General features: G+C 63.3%; 13 protein-coding genes. 9 read left to right on the forward strand and 4 right to left on the reverse strand.

Annotated features, from left to right (window positions below):
• The 4 genes from glyS (at position 1) to ACMA5I_RS04920 (ending at position 6354) form a co-directional block, all read left to right on the forward strand.
• On the forward strand, positions 1-2241 hold the full coding sequence (gene glyS, locus ACMA5I_RS04905) for a glycine--tRNA ligase subunit beta (protein WP_525885122.1): 2241 nt from the start codon (positions 1-3) through the stop codon (positions 2239-2241).
• On the forward strand, positions 2241-4655 hold the full coding sequence (locus tag ACMA5I_RS04910; protein ID WP_525885123.1) for a putative PEP-binding protein: 2415 nt from the start codon (positions 2241-2243) through the stop codon (positions 4653-4655). The genes glyS and ACMA5I_RS04910 overlap by 1 nt, the downstream gene beginning before the upstream one ends.
• Complete coding sequence (locus tag ACMA5I_RS04915) at positions 4645-5550, forward strand: ArgK/MeaB family GTPase (RefSeq protein ID WP_525885124.1); 906 nt, start codon at positions 4645-4647, stop codon at positions 5548-5550. Before ACMA5I_RS04910 ends, ACMA5I_RS04915 begins: the two co-directional genes overlap by 11 nt.
• Before the next feature lie 222 nt (positions 5551-5772).
• Positions 5773-6354 (forward strand): cell wall hydrolase, encoded by a 582-nt coding sequence (locus ACMA5I_RS04920; protein WP_525885125.1) that lies wholly within the window; start codon positions 5773-5775, stop codon positions 6352-6354.
• 48 nt (positions 6355-6402) lie between these two features.
• Here ACMA5I_RS04920 and ACMA5I_RS04925 read toward each other — a convergent pair whose 3' ends face one another.
• The 3 genes from ACMA5I_RS04925 to nadA form a co-directional block, all read right to left on the reverse strand.
• Entirely contained in the window at positions 6403-7992 is a 1590-nt protein-coding gene (locus ACMA5I_RS04925) for an L-aspartate oxidase (RefSeq protein ID WP_525885126.1), read from the reverse strand.
• A gap of 81 nt (positions 7993-8073) precedes the next feature.
• The gene (locus ACMA5I_RS04930; RefSeq protein WP_525885127.1) at positions 8074-8703 is read right to left on the reverse strand and encodes a CAP domain-containing protein; all 630 of its coding nucleotides are present in this window, start codon (positions 8701-8703) and stop codon (positions 8074-8076) included.
• Positions 8704-9762 (reverse strand): quinolinate synthase NadA, encoded by a 1059-nt coding sequence (gene nadA, locus ACMA5I_RS04935; RefSeq protein ID WP_525885128.1) that lies wholly within the window; start codon positions 9760-9762, stop codon positions 8704-8706.
• 105 nt (positions 9763-9867) lie between these two features.
• Between nadA and ACMA5I_RS04940 the strand changes: the two genes are divergently transcribed.
• The 5 genes from ACMA5I_RS04940 (at position 9868) to glmM (ending at position 14587) form a co-directional block, all read left to right on the forward strand.
• Positions 9868-10713, forward strand: coding sequence for a dihydroneopterin aldolase (locus tag ACMA5I_RS04940; protein ID WP_525885129.1), 846 nt, complete (start codon positions 9868-9870; stop codon positions 10711-10713).
• A complete protein-coding gene (locus ACMA5I_RS04945; protein WP_525885130.1) occupies positions 10710-11639 on the forward strand; it encodes an NAD(P)-dependent oxidoreductase in 930 nt (309 codons plus the stop codon). The genes ACMA5I_RS04940 and ACMA5I_RS04945 overlap by 4 nt, the downstream gene beginning before the upstream one ends.
• A 75-nt stretch (positions 11640-11714) precedes the next feature.
• The gene (locus ACMA5I_RS04950; RefSeq protein WP_525885131.1) at positions 11715-12269 is read left to right on the forward strand and encodes a thioredoxin family protein; all 555 of its coding nucleotides are present in this window, start codon (positions 11715-11717) and stop codon (positions 12267-12269) included.
• A gap of 5 nt (positions 12270-12274) precedes the next feature.
• Positions 12275-13240 (forward strand): dihydropteroate synthase, encoded by a 966-nt coding sequence (gene folP / locus ACMA5I_RS04955; RefSeq protein WP_525885132.1) that lies wholly within the window; start codon positions 12275-12277, stop codon positions 13238-13240.
• A gap of 9 nt (positions 13241-13249) precedes the next feature.
• Positions 13250-14587, forward strand: a complete 1338-nt coding sequence (gene glmM / locus ACMA5I_RS04960; RefSeq protein WP_525885133.1) for a phosphoglucosamine mutase — start codon at positions 13250-13252, stop codon at positions 14585-14587.
• Here glmM and ACMA5I_RS04965 read toward each other — a convergent pair.
• A complete protein-coding gene (locus ACMA5I_RS04965) occupies positions 14553-15527 on the reverse strand; it encodes a phosphotransferase family protein (RefSeq protein WP_525885134.1) in 975 nt (324 codons plus the stop codon). The two genes, glmM and ACMA5I_RS04965, sit on opposite strands and share 35 nt — an antisense overlap.
• Between the last annotated feature and the right edge of the window lie 39 nt (positions 15528-15566).

The raw sequence follows: 15566 nt of genomic DNA on the forward strand, positions 1-15566 counted from the left end.
ATGGCCGACCTGCTTCTCGAACTCTTCTCCGAGGAAATCCCGGCGCGGATGCAAAACGACGCCGCCGAGGCGCTGAAAAAGCTGATGACGAACGGGCTGGTCGAGGCGGGTCTGACCTACGGCTCCGCCGCCGCCTTCGCCACGCCGCGCCGCCTGACGCTGACGGTCGAGGGCCTTCTGGAGCGCTCGCCGGAGCTGCGGGAGGAACGCAAAGGCCCGCGCACCGATGCGCCGGAAAAGGCACTGGAAGGCTTCCTGCGCTCGACGGGTCTGACCAAGGACCAACTTGAGGTGCGGGACGACAAAAAGGGGCAGGTCTATTTCGCCAGCATTGTGAAGGAAGGCCGCGACGCGCCTGAGATCATTGCCGAAACTCTTGAGACGACCATCCGCAATTTCCCCTGGCCGAAATCTATGCGGTGGGGGACCGGGAGCCTTCGCTGGGTGCGCCCGCTCCATTCGATCCTCTGCATCCTGTCGGGTGAAGAGGGTGCGGAGGTGGTGCCCTTCGAGATCGACGGGATCATCGCAGGTAACATCACACGCGGCCACCGATTCATGGCGCCGGATGCGTTTTCCGTCACGAATTTCGAGGATTACGAGGCGAAGCTCAAGCGCGCCCATGTCCTGCTGCGCGCCGATGACCGCGCCGAGCGCATCCGCGCCGAGGCCGAAAATCTCGCCTTCGCCCAAGGCGGCGAGCTGGTGGAGGATCGCGGGCTGCTCACCGAAGTCGCGGGCCTTGTCGAATGGCCGGTCCCGCTCATCGGTAAGATCGAGGACCGCTTTCTGACGCTCCCCCCCGAGGTGCTGCAAACCTCGATGAAGGAACACCAGAAATTCTTCTCCGTCAAAAAGGGCGGCCAAATCACCCACTACATCACCGTCGCCAACCGCGAGACGAGCGACGGCGGCGCGACCATTCTGGCGGGCAACGCCAAGGTCCTCGCCGCCCGCCTCTCCGACGCGCTGTTCTTCTGGGAAAACGACCTGCGGGTCGCCAAGGCGGGCATGGGCGACTGGCTGAAAAAGCTGGAAAATGTGACCTTCCACAACAAACTCGGCACGCAGGCCGCGCGGATCGCCCGCATCGCCGCACTCGCCGAAGAGATTGCGCCGCTGGTCGGGGCGGACCCGGCCGAGGCGCGCCGCGCGGCAGAGATCGCCAAGGCGGATCTGTCCTCGGAAATGGTCTATGAATTCCCCGAATTGCAGGGGCTTATGGGCCGCTATTACGCGGAGCAAGCGGGCGAGACGCCCGACGTCGCCGCCGCCGCCGAAGGTCATTACGCACCGCTCGGCCCAAATGACGCCGTGCCAACTGCCCCCGTGACCATCGCCGTCGCCCTCGCCGACAAGATCGACCTGCTCACCGGCTTCTGGGCGATTGACGAGAAACCGACCGGGAGCAAAGACCCGTTCGCGCTTCGACGGGCGGCTCTTGGGGCGATCCGGACGGTGTTGGGGAACGATATAAACGTCGAACTATCTGATGTGCTGCTGCGCCATATTGCGACGAATTTCGGGAGCATGAAGACCCATCAAGATATAGGCGACTCTGATTTGGCTGACGCGAAAGCTGAGTTGGATATGCTATCCAAATACAACCTTCTATCTGAAGGCGGCTTACAGCGTTTCAAGGAAATGCAGCAGAGCGTTGACGAAGGGCGAATGCAGCAAGTCATCGATGCTCTTGTTGAAGATCGAGATCGGACCACGGACCTCCTCGCCTTCATCGCCGACCGCCTCAAAGTCCACCTCAAATCCGAGGGCATCCGCCACGACGTGATCGACGCCTGTTTTGCGCTCGACGGTCAGGACGATCTGGTCCTGCTCACCGCGCGGGCACGGGCGCTGCAGGCACTGGTGGACTCGGAGAACGGGGAAAATCTGCTGCAAGGCTATCGCCGCGCCGTGAATATCCTCACCGCCGAGGAGAAGAAGGACGGGGTCGAATATTCCCTCGCGCCGGAGTCGAAACTCTTTGAAAATGATGCCGAAAAGGCGCTGTTCGCGGCGCTTCAGAAGGCCGAAGCGGACCTCAAACCGATCCTCGCAAACGCCGATTTCGCCGCCGCGATGGAGGTGCTGGCCTCGCTCCGCGCGCCGATTGACCAATTTTTCGAGGACACGCAGGTCAACGCGCCGGTCGAGGCCGTGCGCCGCAACCGGTTGTGTTTGCTCAATGAAATCCGCGACGTGATGCACCGCGTCGCCATGTTCGGCAAGCTGGAGGGCTGATGGCAGACACCCGGCATATCCACGGCGCGGGCATTCTCGATGCCCATTATGGGGAGCGCGCGGTCAACCTCTCGCGGCTCGATGCGCTGGATTTGCCGGTGCCTGCGGCGCTGGCGCTCCCGCCCGAGCGGGTGAAGGCGCTGGCCGAGGGCGCGGAATTTACCAAGACGGAGCAGGATTTCGTCGCCGCCCATCCGGTCTCGCTCCGCTCGTCGCCGCAAAAATCGGTTTGGGGCGGGGCCGCGTCGATCCATTTTCTCGGCGTGACGGAGGACAGTGTTGCGGGCAATCCCGAGGCGGCGGACCGCTATGCGACGCTGGTGCAGGGTTTTGCCATCGTCGCCGAGGGGCTGGATGCGGAGGATTTCGAGGACGCGGCCAGTCTCAAAGAGGTGCTGGCGATCTATGAGGATGAGGTCGGCGAGCCGTTCCCGCAGACCGCCGAGGCGCAGCTTCGGGCCGCGATCAAGGCGATGCTGTCCCGTTGGGAAAGCACCTCGGCGCGGATGCTGCGGATGGCCAAAGGCGCGCCGGAGGATGCCGGGCTTGGCCTCGTCATGCAGCGCTCCATGGCCGCCGCGCTTGGCGGTGAGGTCCAGATGATCGCGCCGCTGACCGGGGAGCATTTGCTGAATGGCGCGCTCACGGGGCCGGGCGGCGATCTCAAGGCCGACGCACTGCCCGACACCATTCGCCACCGTCTCGAAGAGGTCGATCAGGCCACGTCGGAGCGTTATGGCGACCATTTTTGTTTTGATATTCTGGTCGAGGATGACCGGCTCTGGCTCATCAACATGGCTCCGGCCAAACGCGGGCCGCGCGCGGTGATCCGCACGCTGGTGGATCTCGCCAAGGCGGGGCGGATCAGCAAGGCCGAGGCGATCCAGCGCGCCGATATTCAGAGCCTGCTGGCGCATCTGCACCGCTCCATCGCGCCGGAGGCCAGGCGCGACCCGATTTCCAGAGGGCTCGGCGCGTCGCCCGGTGCGGCGAGCGGGCCGATTGTGTTTTCGGCGGAAGCGGCGATTGCGGCCCATGCGGGCGGCAATCCGGCGATTTTGGTGAAAACCGAGACGAGTTCCACCGATGTGCGCGGGATGCACGCCGCGGCGGGTGTTTTGACGGCGAAGGGCGGGATGAGCGGCCATGCGGCGGTGATCGCCCGCGGTCTTGGCCTGCCTTGCGTGGTCGGGGCCGGGCATCTGGTGATCGACGAGGCCAAGCGGGTGATGACTACGCGCGATGGCCGGGCGTTCCGCGAGGGCGACATCATCACCATCGACGGCAGTTCTGGCGATGTGCTGGCGGGCGATGTGCCGATGCTGCAAGCGGAAATGGGCGGCGCGCTCGCGACTCTGCTCGACTGGGCGGACCAGACCCGCGACATCAAGATCCGCGCCAATGCCGACACACCGGATGATGCGCGTGTCGCCCGCGATTTCCGCGTCGATGGGATCGGGCTGTGCCGCACGGAGCATATGTTCTTCACCGAAGGACGGCTCTCGGTGATGCGCGCGATGATCTTGGCGACGGATGAGGCGGAGCGCAACAAGGCGCTGGCCTCGCTCCTGCCGATGCAGCGCGAGGATTTCATTGAGCTTTTCGAGATTATGGCGGGGCTTCCCGTGACGATCCGTCTGCTCGATCCTCCGCTCCATGAGTTCCTGCCGCGCGGTGAGGCGGAGTTCAACTGGCTCGGCCGCCGCCTTGGCGAGGACCCCGAAGTGCTGCGCGACCGGGCCGAAACCATGCGCGAGGTCAACCCGATGCTCGGCAAGCGCGGTGTGCGCGTCGGCGTGACCATGCCCGAGATTTACGCCATGCAGGCCCGCGCGATTTTTGAAGCCGCGAATGAGATTTCCAAGCGCGGGATGAAGGCCGTGGTGCCCGAAATCATGATCCCGCTCGTCTCCGCGCATCGCGAGGTGGACCTCGTCTCGTCCTGGATCGAGAAGATCGCGGGCGAGGTGGAGGCGGAATATGGTGAGGTGCCGGAATACCGTCTCGGCGTGATGCTGGAGACACCGCGCGCGGCGCTCCGGGCCGGGGATCTGGCCGATAGCTGCGCGTTCCTCTCCTTCGGCACCAACGATCTGACGCAAATGACCTACGGTCTCTCGCGCGACGATGCGGGCAGCTTCATGCGCGACTACGTCAATCTCGGCGTTTATGATGAGGACCCGTTCCTGCGGCTCGACGAGCATGGGGTGGGCGAACTTCTGACTCTTGCAACCGAGCGCGGGCGCGAGCGCAACCCCAACCTGTCGCTCGGCATTTGCGGGGAGCATGGTGGCGATCCGCAATCTATTCGGTTCTGCCGGAAAATCGGCCTCGATTATGTGAGCTGCTCGCCATACCGCGTGGCCGTCGCCCGTCTCGCCGCCGCGCAAGCGGCCCTTGGCGATGACGCTTGAGGCTCTGCGCCAGGGCGGCAAGGCGGCGCTCGCCCGCGCGCTCGCGCAGATGGAGGCGGACCCGGACAGCGATGCGGTGCTTGCCCTGCTCGACGAGGCGTTCGCGAACCCCAAAGGCTATGCACTGGGCCTGACCGGCCCGCCCGGCGTTGGCAAATCCACCCTGACCGGCGCCTTCCTGCGGGCGCTGCGCAAGACCGGGCAAAGCGTCGGCGTGATCGCGGTGGACCCGTCCTCGCGCAATTCCGGCGGTGCGCTTTTGGGCGACCGGACGCGGATCGAGCATGACCCGGACGACCAGCAGGTCTTCATGCGCTCCATGGCCGCGCGCACCCGGCTTGGCGGCGTCTCGGACCTCACGTTTCCCGCCATGGTGCTGATGCGCGCGCTTTTCGATGTGGTGATTATCGAGACGGTCGGCGTCGGTCAGTCGGAAACCGACATCGCGGATCACGCGGACCTCATCGTCTTTTGCGCTCAGCCCGGCTCCGGCGATGCGCTGCAATTCATGAAGGCGGGCGTGATGGAAATCCCCGACCATGTGCTCGTGACCAAGGGCGACATGGGCCGCATCGCCGAGCGCGCGGCGGTCGATCTGCGCGGCGCGCTGTCGCTCACCTTGCGCGGCACCCCGCCCGGCGTCTCCGTTGTCTCCGCCGAAACCGGGCAGGGGATCGACGCCGCACTCGGCGATATCGCGACACTGGCGGGCCAGATCATCGACACCGAACGGCGCAGCAAACAGGCCGAGATCTGGCTCCGCGCGCAGCTTCGCGAGGCGGGCGGTGATGCTGCGATTCGAGCCTTCGATCTTCGCAGTTGCAGCAAGGAAGGCGTCTTCTCGTCGCGGTCCCGCTGGAGTAGGCGAATTCTTGCGCATTTTTCCATTCCCTGAAAATCAATACGAATCAGCGTGTTGATCGGTGACGTTCAAGTCGCGTAATGTGGTTCCCAAAACGGGCATCACAAAATCAGGCACGCATCAGTGGACTTTCATTCCCGATTTTATAAAACCCGCCGCAACGCCGGGCCGCAGCATGTGTGTCCAAAAACGAGGGGCCGAAACGCAGAACGTTGAGCGGCCCTGACGAGCAAGACTGACGTGACGAGACGAGATATGAAGCACCTGACGAAACTGATCGCCGCTGCCACCATCGCTGTGAGCAGCTTTGCCGGAGCCGCCAACGCCAATGTGGACGGCGACAAGGGCGAGCCGAAACCCTTCATGCTGAAGGTCGGCGCCGCGCTGACGCCGCAAACGGCGGTCATTCCCTTCGCCGCTGCGAAAGACACGCAGATTATGAAGGTCGGCGGCTCGGATCTCCAGTGCCTCACCGAAGCGCTCTATTTTGAAGCCCGCGGCGAGAGCGAGCGCGGCCAGATGGCGGTCGCCGAGGTCATTATCAACCGCGCACGGTCGGGGAAGTTCCCGAATTCGATCTGCGGCGTCGTCAATCAGGGCGTGAGCAACGGCAAATATCGTTGCCAGTTCAGCTATAAATGCGATGGCCGGTCGGACTCGATGGGCAATCGCAGCATGGTGAGCCGCCTCAACGCGCTGGCAAACCGGATGCTCAGCTCCGGCGGCGCAGGCATCACCGGCGGGGCGACCTACTACCACACCACCGCCGTGCGCCCGAGCTGGTCGCGCCGCCTGACCCGCACCACGCAGGTCGGCCCGCACCTCTTCTACCGTTAAGAGAAAGCCCGCTTCGGCGGGTTTTTCGTTGGAATTGAACGCCGCGCGTCAGCTTTGACGGGCGGCGTTTCTGATCTCCAGAGCCTCAATGAGCGTGATTTCCGAGCGGGTCGCCATGGCCGCATCCGTCTCCGGGAAGTCGCGCCGGTAATGCCCGCCGCGCGATTCCTCGCGTTTGAGCGCCGCCGCCGCGACCAGCGTGGCCGCCTGACACATATTGAGGAAGGGGCGGGAGGCGGGCGCGGCAACCTCTTCGAGCAGGGCAATTTCGCGCAAAGCCCGGCGCAGGCCGTCTGCGTCCCGCACAACGCCCACATGGTCCGACATGATCGCCCGCAGCTTGGCGACCGCCTCGGGCGGCGTGCTCAACCCCGGCCCGGTCTGGCGCGACTGCGGGACGGGAGGCAGATCCAGCGCGGGCCGTTCGCGGAAGGATTCCAGCCCCGAAATATCCTCCGCCACCCGCGCGCCAAAGACCGCCGCTTCGAGCAGGGAGTTGGAGGCAAGCCGGTTCGCACCATGCAGGCCTGTAGAGGAAATCTCCCCCGCAACCCAAAGGCTTGGCAGGGAACTGCGGCCCCAATCGTCGCATTTCACGCCGCCCATATGGAAATGCTGGGCGGGCCGGACGGGGATCGGCTCGCGCACCGGGTCGATCCCGGCTTCACGGCAATATTGCGCAACGGTCGGGAACTCCTCGAAAATATGCGCACCGATGGCGGCGCGGGTGTCGAGAAAGGCTTGTCCCGTCTTGTTTTTGGCGAAGATCGCGCGGGCGACGATGTCGCGCGGTGCCAACTCGCCATCAGGGTGGTCGTCAAAGACGAAGCGGTGGCCGGTCTCGTCGATCAGCGTCGCGCCATGGCCGCGCAGCGCTTCTGTGGCGAGCGGCGCAGGGTCGCGTTCGGTCGCGATGGCTGTGGGGTGGAATTGCACGAATTCCGCATCGGCGATGATCGCGCCCGCGCGGGCGGCCATGCCGAGGCCCTGACCCCGGATGCGGCTTGGATTGGTCGTGACCGCATAGAGCGAGCCGAGGCCGCCCGTCGCCAGCACCGTCGCACGGGCGCGGAAATGAAGGGGCAGGCCGTAAGGGTCACTCACGCGGCGCGCGAAACAGCCGGTGACGCGGCCATCCTCGACGCAGATATCGTCGGCGATCACGCCCTCGACGATGCGGATGGAGGGCGTTTTGCGCACGCCGTCGATCACAGCCTCCATGATCGCCCGGCCCGCGCCGTCTCCTAGGACGCGGATCACACGAGCCACGCCATGCGCTGCTTCCTGGCTCTTGAGGAGCGCCCCCGTCTCGTCGCGGTCGAAAGGCGTGCCGAGGGCGAGCAGGTCGTCAATCGTCTCCTGCGCCGCGCCGGTCACCAGCTTGGCGATCTCCGCGTCCACCGTTCCGGCACCGGCGGCGACGGTGTCGGCGGCGTGGTTCGCCGGATCATCCTCGCCAATCGCCGCGGCAATGCCGCCTTGCGCCCAGGCCGAGGAGGCCCCCACACCGAGTTTTTCGGGCGAGATCACGGTCACGGGGATCGGCGCGAGTTTCAGCGCCGTGAAGAGGCCCGCCAGACCCGCGCCGATAATCAGAATCCCGCCGCAATCGAAGATGTTATCCGCCGCGTCCTGCATGGGGTGCCTCCCTTGGAAAGATCAGCACGATACTGCATTCGCGGCGGAGCGCGTCAAGCGCGCGGCGCGCCTCTCAGCGGCTCAATTGGAGAAAGTTTGCGCCAGATAGACATCCCCGCAAAATTCCGCCTGTGTCTGCGGCTGGAAGCCTGCGCCCATGCGGCGATAGGTCGGATTCATGATGTTCTTGCGGTGGCCCGGCGAGCGCATCCATTGCGCGACCACGGTGCGCGCCATGCTCTCATAGCTATGGGCCGCCACCGCGCCGCCGCCGACGAATTCGAGACGGCATTGCGGCTCGTTCCGGGTGATCACCGGCTTGCCGCGCATGTCATAGACAAAATTCTTCGCGATATTCTCCGCGAAATGGCCGTTCAGCCCCACCTTGTCCATCCGCTGCTGCGGCGTGCGCTCGGAGCGCGCTGTGGTGTTGTGGTTCATCCGCCGGTCGCGGGCCATGTTGCGCGCCTGCATCTGCGCCGCGCGGGCCAGCTTGCCATCGGCAGAGAGCGGCGACAGGCCAGCCGCACGGCGGGCCTTGTTGGTTTCCTTGAGCACCAGCGCCGTGAAGCGCTGCGCATCGGGGTTCGATTTGGTCAGTTCGGTGGATGTTGCAGGCGTGGTGGGCGCCGTATCGTCAGGGAAAGGAACATCCTTCGGCGCGCAACCCCATAGGGCCAGCGCCGCCAGAGCACAGATTGTAAAACGCATTTACTCCCTCGCAGATATCTCGATCATTTTTTCAACTGCCCGACGGGCTGGTTCGAGATATTGCGACTCAACAGTTACTTCTTCCTCACCAGAATGAAGTGACCACAGAATATTTTTCAGCTCGATTCGTTTCATATGCGGACAGATGTTACACGGCCTGATGAAATCGGTCTCCGGCAACTCCGCCGCGACATTGTCGGACATCGAACATTCGGTGACCATGACAACCTTCTCAGGCTTGTTTGTTTTCACCCAGTTGATCATGCCCGAGGTGGAGCCGGAAAAGTCAGCTTCGGCAATCACGGAAGGCGGGCATTCCGGGTGGGCGATAATGGTGATGCCGGGGTGATCCTTGCGGAACCGGCGAAGCTCCTCTGCTGTGAATTGCTCGTGGACAATACAGGCCCCGTCCCAATAGACCACCCGCTTGCTGCTTTCATTGGCGACATTTTGCGCAAGATAGCCGTCGGGGGTCATGATGACCGTATCGCCGGGCATGGCGTTCACGATTTTGACAGCATTGGAGGAGGTGCAGCAGATATCGCTCGCCGCCTTCACTTCGGCGGTGGTGTTCACGTAAGAAACCACCTTCGCGCCCGGATAATCATCCCGCATTTTCTGGATCTGCGCCTGGCTCACGGAGGAGGCCAGCGAGCAGCCCGCGCGGCTGTCGGGGATCAGAACGGTCTTGTCCGGGTTCAGGATTTTCGAGGTCTCGGCCATGAAATGCACACCGCATTGGATGATGGTCTGCTGGCTGACCTTGGTGGCCTCGATGGCAAGCTGCAAACTGTCGCCCGAGAAATCCGCAACACCGTGAAAAATCTCCGGCGTCATATAGTTATGCGCAAGGATCACCGCGTCTTTTTCGGTTTTCAGCTTGTTGATCGCGATCACATAGGGGGCGAAAAGCATCCAGTCCGGCTCGGGGATCACGTCCTTCACACGGTCGTAAATGCCCGCCGTCGCCTTCATGGCTGCCTGCGAGGGCGCAAGGTCGTAATGGGCGTTCAGCTCGGCCTCGGCCGCATCTTCTTTGGTTTTGGCATTGATCAGCATTGCCTGTCCTCCAAGGGATGGGTTTTCTCCTGTTTGGCGGGCTTGGCGCAGGAAAGTCAAGAAAAGGCGCTTGTGCGGACGAGCGGGGCGTCCTACGCAAAAGACATGGAAAAGCATCCCAAAGACCGGATTATGGTGCGCGATTACGTGCGCGAGGTGGAAATCGGCGCGTTTCAGCAGGAGCGCGGCCATTTGCAGCGCGTGCGCTTTACGGTGGTTCTGGAGGTCGCGCCCCATGATGCGGCGGCGGATGATGATGTCGATAAGGTGCTGAGTTACGACACGATCGTTGAGGCGATCGAGGCGCAGCTCACGCAGGAGCGGATCAACCTTCTGGAGACGCTGGCCGAGCGTGTGGCCGAGCGCTGTCTTGAAGATCGCCGCGCCAGCCGTGCCCATGTGCGGATCGAGAAGCTGGACCGCATCCCCGGCACTCTGGGCGTTGAGATCGTGCGCGAACGCGGCGCGACACATGCCAAATCGCAGGCCCTCGATATTCCACATCCGCGTGTCGTTTATCTCGACAATGCGGTGCTTTATGGCGATGCGTTAAAGGACTGGCTGAAGCGGGCGGAGGATGGTCCGGCGCTGATTATCTGTGTCGGCCCCGTGCCCGGTGCGCGGCCCGAGGCGGCGCATAAGCTGGCGCAGCGGCGGGTGGATCTGCTCTCGATGGAGCAAAACGCCTGGGTGCTGGCCGGTCAGGACGCGCGCTGCGTGGTGGTGGACAGCCGGACCGAACTCGACTGGGCGATGAAGCACGGGCAAATCTGTGTCTGGGCGCCGTCGAAACTGGTCCTCGATGCGGTGGACAGTCCGCAGGATCTCGCCCCCGAAGCGCTCGCGCTGTGGTTTGCGGACCGGTTCGAGGCGGCGGAGCTGTGGATCGTCGGCGGCGGCGATCCGGGGCAGGGCGCAACGCCGGTTCAGCGCTTTGAGGCGACGCCATGAGCCTGATCGTTCCCTTTCTCGGCGAGGATGAAGAGGGCTGGATCGACGCGCTCAATGCGGCGGGCGATGCCGATGTGCGGCCCGTGGCGGCGCTCGATGACGCCGCCCGCGCAGCGGCGAAGGTGGCGATCCTCGGCGGCCCGGCGGCGGAAAATCTCGACGCGCTCCCAAATCTGGAATGGGTGCAGCAGCTTTGGGCGGGGGTGGAGTCGAACCTGCCGCCAACCGCCGCGCGCGGCATCAAGCTGGCGCGGATGGAAGACCCGCAAATGGCGGAGACCATGGCGCAATCGGTGCTGATCGCCGCGCTGATGCTGACCCGCGATGTGCCGCATTATACCCGCGCGCAGCGGGCGAAAGACTGGGCGCAGCGCCCGCTGGTCCGCCCGCAGGACACCCGCATTGGCCTCCTTGGTCTCGGCGCGCTTGGCATGGCGGCGGCGGAGAAACTGACCGCGCAAGGCTTCCCCGTTGCGGGCTGGAGCCGGACACCGAAAGCCCTTGAAGGTGTTGAGACATTCCACGGCGAAGATGGGCTGGGTCAGCTTCTCGCGCAAAGCGATATTCTGGTGATCCTCGTCCCGCTCACGGACGGCACGCGCGGCCTGATGAACGCCGCGCGGCTCGCCAAACTCCCCAAAGGCGCGGCGCTGGTGAATTTCGCTCGCGGCCCGATTGTCGAGGAGGCGGCGCTCCTCGCCGCGCTCGATGCGGGCCACCTCTCCGAAGCCATTCTCGACGTGTTCGCCAAGGAACCGCTGCCGCCCGAAAACCCGCTCTGGACGGCACCCCGCGTGACTATCTGGCCGCATATCTCCGCGCCCACCCATCTCGGCACCGCCAGCAAGATTGCCATGGACCGGATCGCCCGCTGGCAGGAGACCGGCGCGCTGCCGCCGATCGTCGATCCAGTGCGCGGCTATTAACCGCCCGTCACCCTTCCATGCGGCCCGCCCATATGAAATAGTGCGGATAAATCCGTAACGCGAGGGAGACGCCCCATGGCCCGAACCGAAACCCCAGCCGTCAAAAATGGACTTGATTGCCCGGATTTCGCCCTGCCAGACCCATCCGGAAAGCTTCATGATCGCGGGGACTTGCGCGGCGTGCGCGGCCTCTTGGTCGTGTTCATCTGCAATCACTGCCCCTTCGTGCGCGCGGTGGCGGACAAGCTGGCCGAGCAGGGCCGGATCCTGATGGAAATGGGCTTCGGCGTGGTCGCGATTTCGTCCAATGACTGGGAAACCCACCCGGAGGACGCGCCCGAGAAAATGGCGGAATTTGCCAAGAAACATAACTTTCCCTTTCCCTATCTGGTGGATGAGGACCAGTCCGTCGCGAAAGCCTTCGGCGCGGTCTGCACCCCGGATTTCTTCGGCTATAACGCCGATCTGGAGCTGCAATATCGCGGGCGTCTCGATGCGTCGGGCCGCGAGGCAGACCCGAATGCCGAGAGCGAGTTGATCCCGGCCATGCGCCAGATCGCTTACACCGGCGTGGGTCCTGAACAGCAGACCCCCTCGGTCGGCTGCTCGATCAAGTGGAAAGACGCCTGAGCGCCATGCTCCTGAAACCTGTAATCGACCCGGCGGGCGAGCATCGGCTGGCGGGCGGCTGGCTGCGTTTTTCCGTTTTCGAAGACATGGAAGGGAAGCCGCACCCGGCGGCGGATGTGCCAGCTGAAACGCTTCATGCCTTCACCCGCCCGCGCGCGCCGATCTGCGGTTTTGACGGCACGCGCCCGGTGGTGATGGGCATCCTGAACCTCACCCCGGACAGTTTCTCCGATGGCGGGCGGCTCACGGATTTCGCAAAGGTGCAGGCGGCGGCGCATCCGTCCGCGGACCTGCTGGATATTGGCGGCGAAAGCACCCGTCCCGGCGCGGAAGAGGTCTCGATTGACGAGGAAATCGCCCGCACCGCCCCGGTGATCAAGGCGCTGCGCGAGGCGGGCGAGACCCGGCCCATTTCCATCGACACCCGCAAGGCGGCGGTGGCGGAAGCGGCGTTCGAGGCGGGCGCGGATCTCTTCAACGATGTCTCCGCCTTCACCTTCGATCCGGCTTCCCCGGCGGTCGCCGCGAAATTCGACGTGCCGGTCTGTCTCATGCACGCGCAGGGCCTGCCCGAGACGATGCAGAACAATCCGCGCTACGGCGATGTGCTGAGTGAGGTCTATACCGCCCTTCAAAACGCGGTGAAGGCCGCCGAAGCCGCCGGGATCGCGCGCGAGAAAATCATCGTCGATCCGGGCATCGGTTTTGGCAAGACGCTGGAGCATAACCTGATCCTGCTGAGAAACCTGTCGGTTTTTCATGGGCTTGGCTGCATGATCCTGCTCGGCGCCTCGCGCAAACGCTTTATCGAGGCGGCGACCGGCGCGACGGACCCGATGCAGCGGCTTGGCGGATCTCTGGCGGCGGCACTCCGCGGCGCAGATCAGGGTGTGCAGTTTATCCGCGCGCATGATATGGCAGAGACAAAACAAGCGTTGCAAATCGACAGCGCGATCCATGGGTATGAGTGAGGCTTAGAGATGGGCAGAGAGATTTTCGGCACCGACGGGGTGCGCGGGCGGGCGAACAGCTATCCGATGACAGCGGAGATGGCGCTGAAACTCGGCAATGTGGTCGGGCGCTATTTCGCCAATGGCTCGCGCGGGCACCGGGTTGTGATCGGCAAGGACACGCGCCGCTCCTGCTATATGCTGGAAAATGCGCTGACGGCGGGGCTGACTTCGGCGGGGATGGACGTGTTCCTCTTCGGCCCGATGCCGACCCCGGCGATTGGCAAACTGACCAACTCGATGCGCGCCGATCTCGGCGTGATGATCTCGGCCAGCCACAACCCGTCGCATGACAACGGCATCAAATTCTTCGGCCCGGACGGGTTCAAGCTCTCCGACGAGGTGGAGGAAGAGCTGGAGGCGATGCTCAAGGAGGACGCCGTTCTCGCCGAGCCGGGCCGCATTGGCCGCGCGCAGCGGATCGACGACGTGCGCGGGCGTTACACCGAATTTGCCAAGATGACCTTCCCGCGCGCGCAACGGCTCGACGGGCTGCGGCTGGTCATCGACTGCGCCAATGGGGCGGGCTACAAGACCGCGCCCGATGTGCTTTACGAGCTTGGCGCGGAGGTGATCCCGATGGGCGTCACCCCCAACGGGTTCAACATCAACAGCGGCGTTGGCAGCACCCATCCCGAAGCGGCGGCGGCCAAGGTGATCGAAACCCGCGCTGATCTGGGGATCTGTCTCGACGGCGATGGCGACCGGGTGATCCTGATCGACGAAACCGGCAAGGTGATCGACGGCGACCAGATCATGGCCGTGATCGCGATGCAGCTGAAAAAGAAGGGCCGGCTTGCGGGCGACACGCTGGTCGCGACCGTGATGAGCAATCTGGGGCTGGAGAAATATCTCGCCGGGAATGGCATTAACCTGATCCGCACCAAGGTCGGCGACCGCTATGTGGTCGAGGCGATGCGCGAAGGGAACTACAATCTCGGCGGCGAGCAATCGGGCCATATCGTGCTGCTCGACCACGTGACGACCGGCGACGGCCTGATCGCGGCGCTGCAATTCCTGGGCGCGATGGTCGAGGGCGAGAAAAAGGCGAGCGCGCTTGGCCATGTCTTTAAGCCCGTCCCGCAACGCCTTGATAATGTGCGTTTTACCGCAGGCACGCAGCCGCTCGAAGATGAGGCGGTGAAGGCCGCCATTGCCGATGGCGAGAGACGCTTCGGCAAGGACGGCCGCCTCGTGATCCGCAAATCCGGGACCGAGCCGCTCATCCGCGTCATGGGCGAATGCACGGATAAAAAGCTACTGGATGAGGTCGTCAGCGATATCGCGGCGAAGGTCGCGAAGGTCTGAGGAGTCGAGACATCAGTATACGACGCCTCAACTTGCTGCGTCGCGGAAGTCGATTTTCGAGCATGTCATCGAGTATCGCGATCCGCTGATTGCGCCCGGTCGATGGCCCATAGCGAAGCTCGAAAGTATTGCGCAAACGCGCCATTGTAAGGGTTTCGACATAGTCTAGCAGCGCTGCCTCGGCCATCTTTGGCGCACCGTAGGCTGATAAAAAAACGTGGCGATCAGTCGCTTCATCGTTCGGCCAAGGAGATGCGGATAATCGGCGGTAGAGCGCCATTCCAGTCAGGAAGCGTGCGACATCGAAGTACGGGTGTCCAAAGCGCTCCGAGGCCGGGTCTATGGCAACAAGTCCGTTCGGTGCATCAATCAAATTATGAAGCTGAAAGTCGGTGTGGAGTTGCGCGTGAAGGTCCATTTCAGAGCGAAGCGCTTCGTAATTGATTTGCAAATCCTGCGAAATATGGGGCCAGTCACGGTCATCGTTGCGCCATGGCTCGTCGATCATCGCAGACAGCGATAAGTCTGTGTCAGATAATGTTACCAGCGTCTTGTCATGAAACCGGCGCAACCATTCTCCTGCCTCATGTATTTTCTGCAATCGCTGCGCGTCATGCATGTGGGTGAGCAGAGTCCCGCCGCTAATCCATTCCAACACGATGAATGAAGATCTTGGTCCAAGCTCCAAGGCCTTAACGCTTTGATCTGTAAGCGTGTTAAGAACTTTCAGAGCGCTATACTCGCGCTCATTTTCGTGCGGATCCTGATTGCTTTTTATCGCAAGTTTCTCGCCGGAATTCGACGTAGCTTCGAATACGACATTGAGATTATTCCAGTAAATGCGTTCAACTGACCATTTTCCATGTTGCACATAGTGCTTATTCAGATGCGCGGTCACCAACGCGGTTCTGTAAGGAAATGTCCAACTTTGCTCGACCAAGTGCTGCTCCGGTTAACGAAGGTTAATTAGATTCCTTCG

Source organism: Jujubicoccus corallicola (assembly GCF_047345645.1).
In the GTDB taxonomy this organism is placed as follows: domain Bacteria; phylum Pseudomonadota; class Alphaproteobacteria; order Rhodobacterales; family Rhodobacteraceae; genus JBLEFH01.

What these genes read in the sequence shown, in the direction of transcription:
- glyS (WP_525885122.1), top strand. Translation starts at nt 1, where the DNA reads ATGGCCGACCTGCTTCTCGAACTCTTCTCCGAGGAAATCCCGGCGCGG.
- folP (WP_525885132.1), top strand. Translation starts at nt 12,275, where the DNA reads ATGCTCCTGAAACCTGTAATCGACCCGGCGGGCGAGCATCGGCTGGCG.
- ACMA5I_RS04930 (WP_525885127.1), bottom strand. Translation starts at nt 8,703, where the DNA reads ATGCGTTTTACAATCTGTGCTCTGGCGGCGCTGGCCCTATGGGGTTGC.
- ACMA5I_RS04920 (WP_525885125.1), top strand. Translation starts at nt 5,773, where the DNA reads ATGAAGCACCTGACGAAACTGATCGCCGCTGCCACCATCGCTGTGAGC.
- ACMA5I_RS04945 (WP_525885130.1), top strand. Translation starts at nt 10,710, where the DNA reads ATGAGCCTGATCGTTCCCTTTCTCGGCGAGGATGAAGAGGGCTGGATC.
- ACMA5I_RS04950 (WP_525885131.1), top strand. Translation starts at nt 11,715, where the DNA reads ATGGCCCGAACCGAAACCCCAGCCGTCAAAAATGGACTTGATTGCCCG.
- nadA (WP_525885128.1), bottom strand. Translation starts at nt 9,762, where the DNA reads ATGCTGATCAATGCCAAAACCAAAGAAGATGCGGCCGAGGCCGAGCTG.
- ACMA5I_RS04915 (WP_525885124.1), top strand. Translation starts at nt 4,645, where the DNA reads ATGACGCTTGAGGCTCTGCGCCAGGGCGGCAAGGCGGCGCTCGCCCGC.
- glmM (WP_525885133.1), top strand. Translation starts at nt 13,250, where the DNA reads ATGGGCAGAGAGATTTTCGGCACCGACGGGGTGCGCGGGCGGGCGAAC.
- ACMA5I_RS04910 (WP_525885123.1), top strand. Translation starts at nt 2,241, where the DNA reads ATGGCAGACACCCGGCATATCCACGGCGCGGGCATTCTCGATGCCCAT.
- ACMA5I_RS04940 (WP_525885129.1), top strand. Translation starts at nt 9,868, where the DNA reads ATGGAAAAGCATCCCAAAGACCGGATTATGGTGCGCGATTACGTGCGC.
- ACMA5I_RS04925 (WP_525885126.1), bottom strand. Translation starts at nt 7,992, where the DNA reads ATGCAGGACGCGGCGGATAACATCTTCGATTGCGGCGGGATTCTGATT.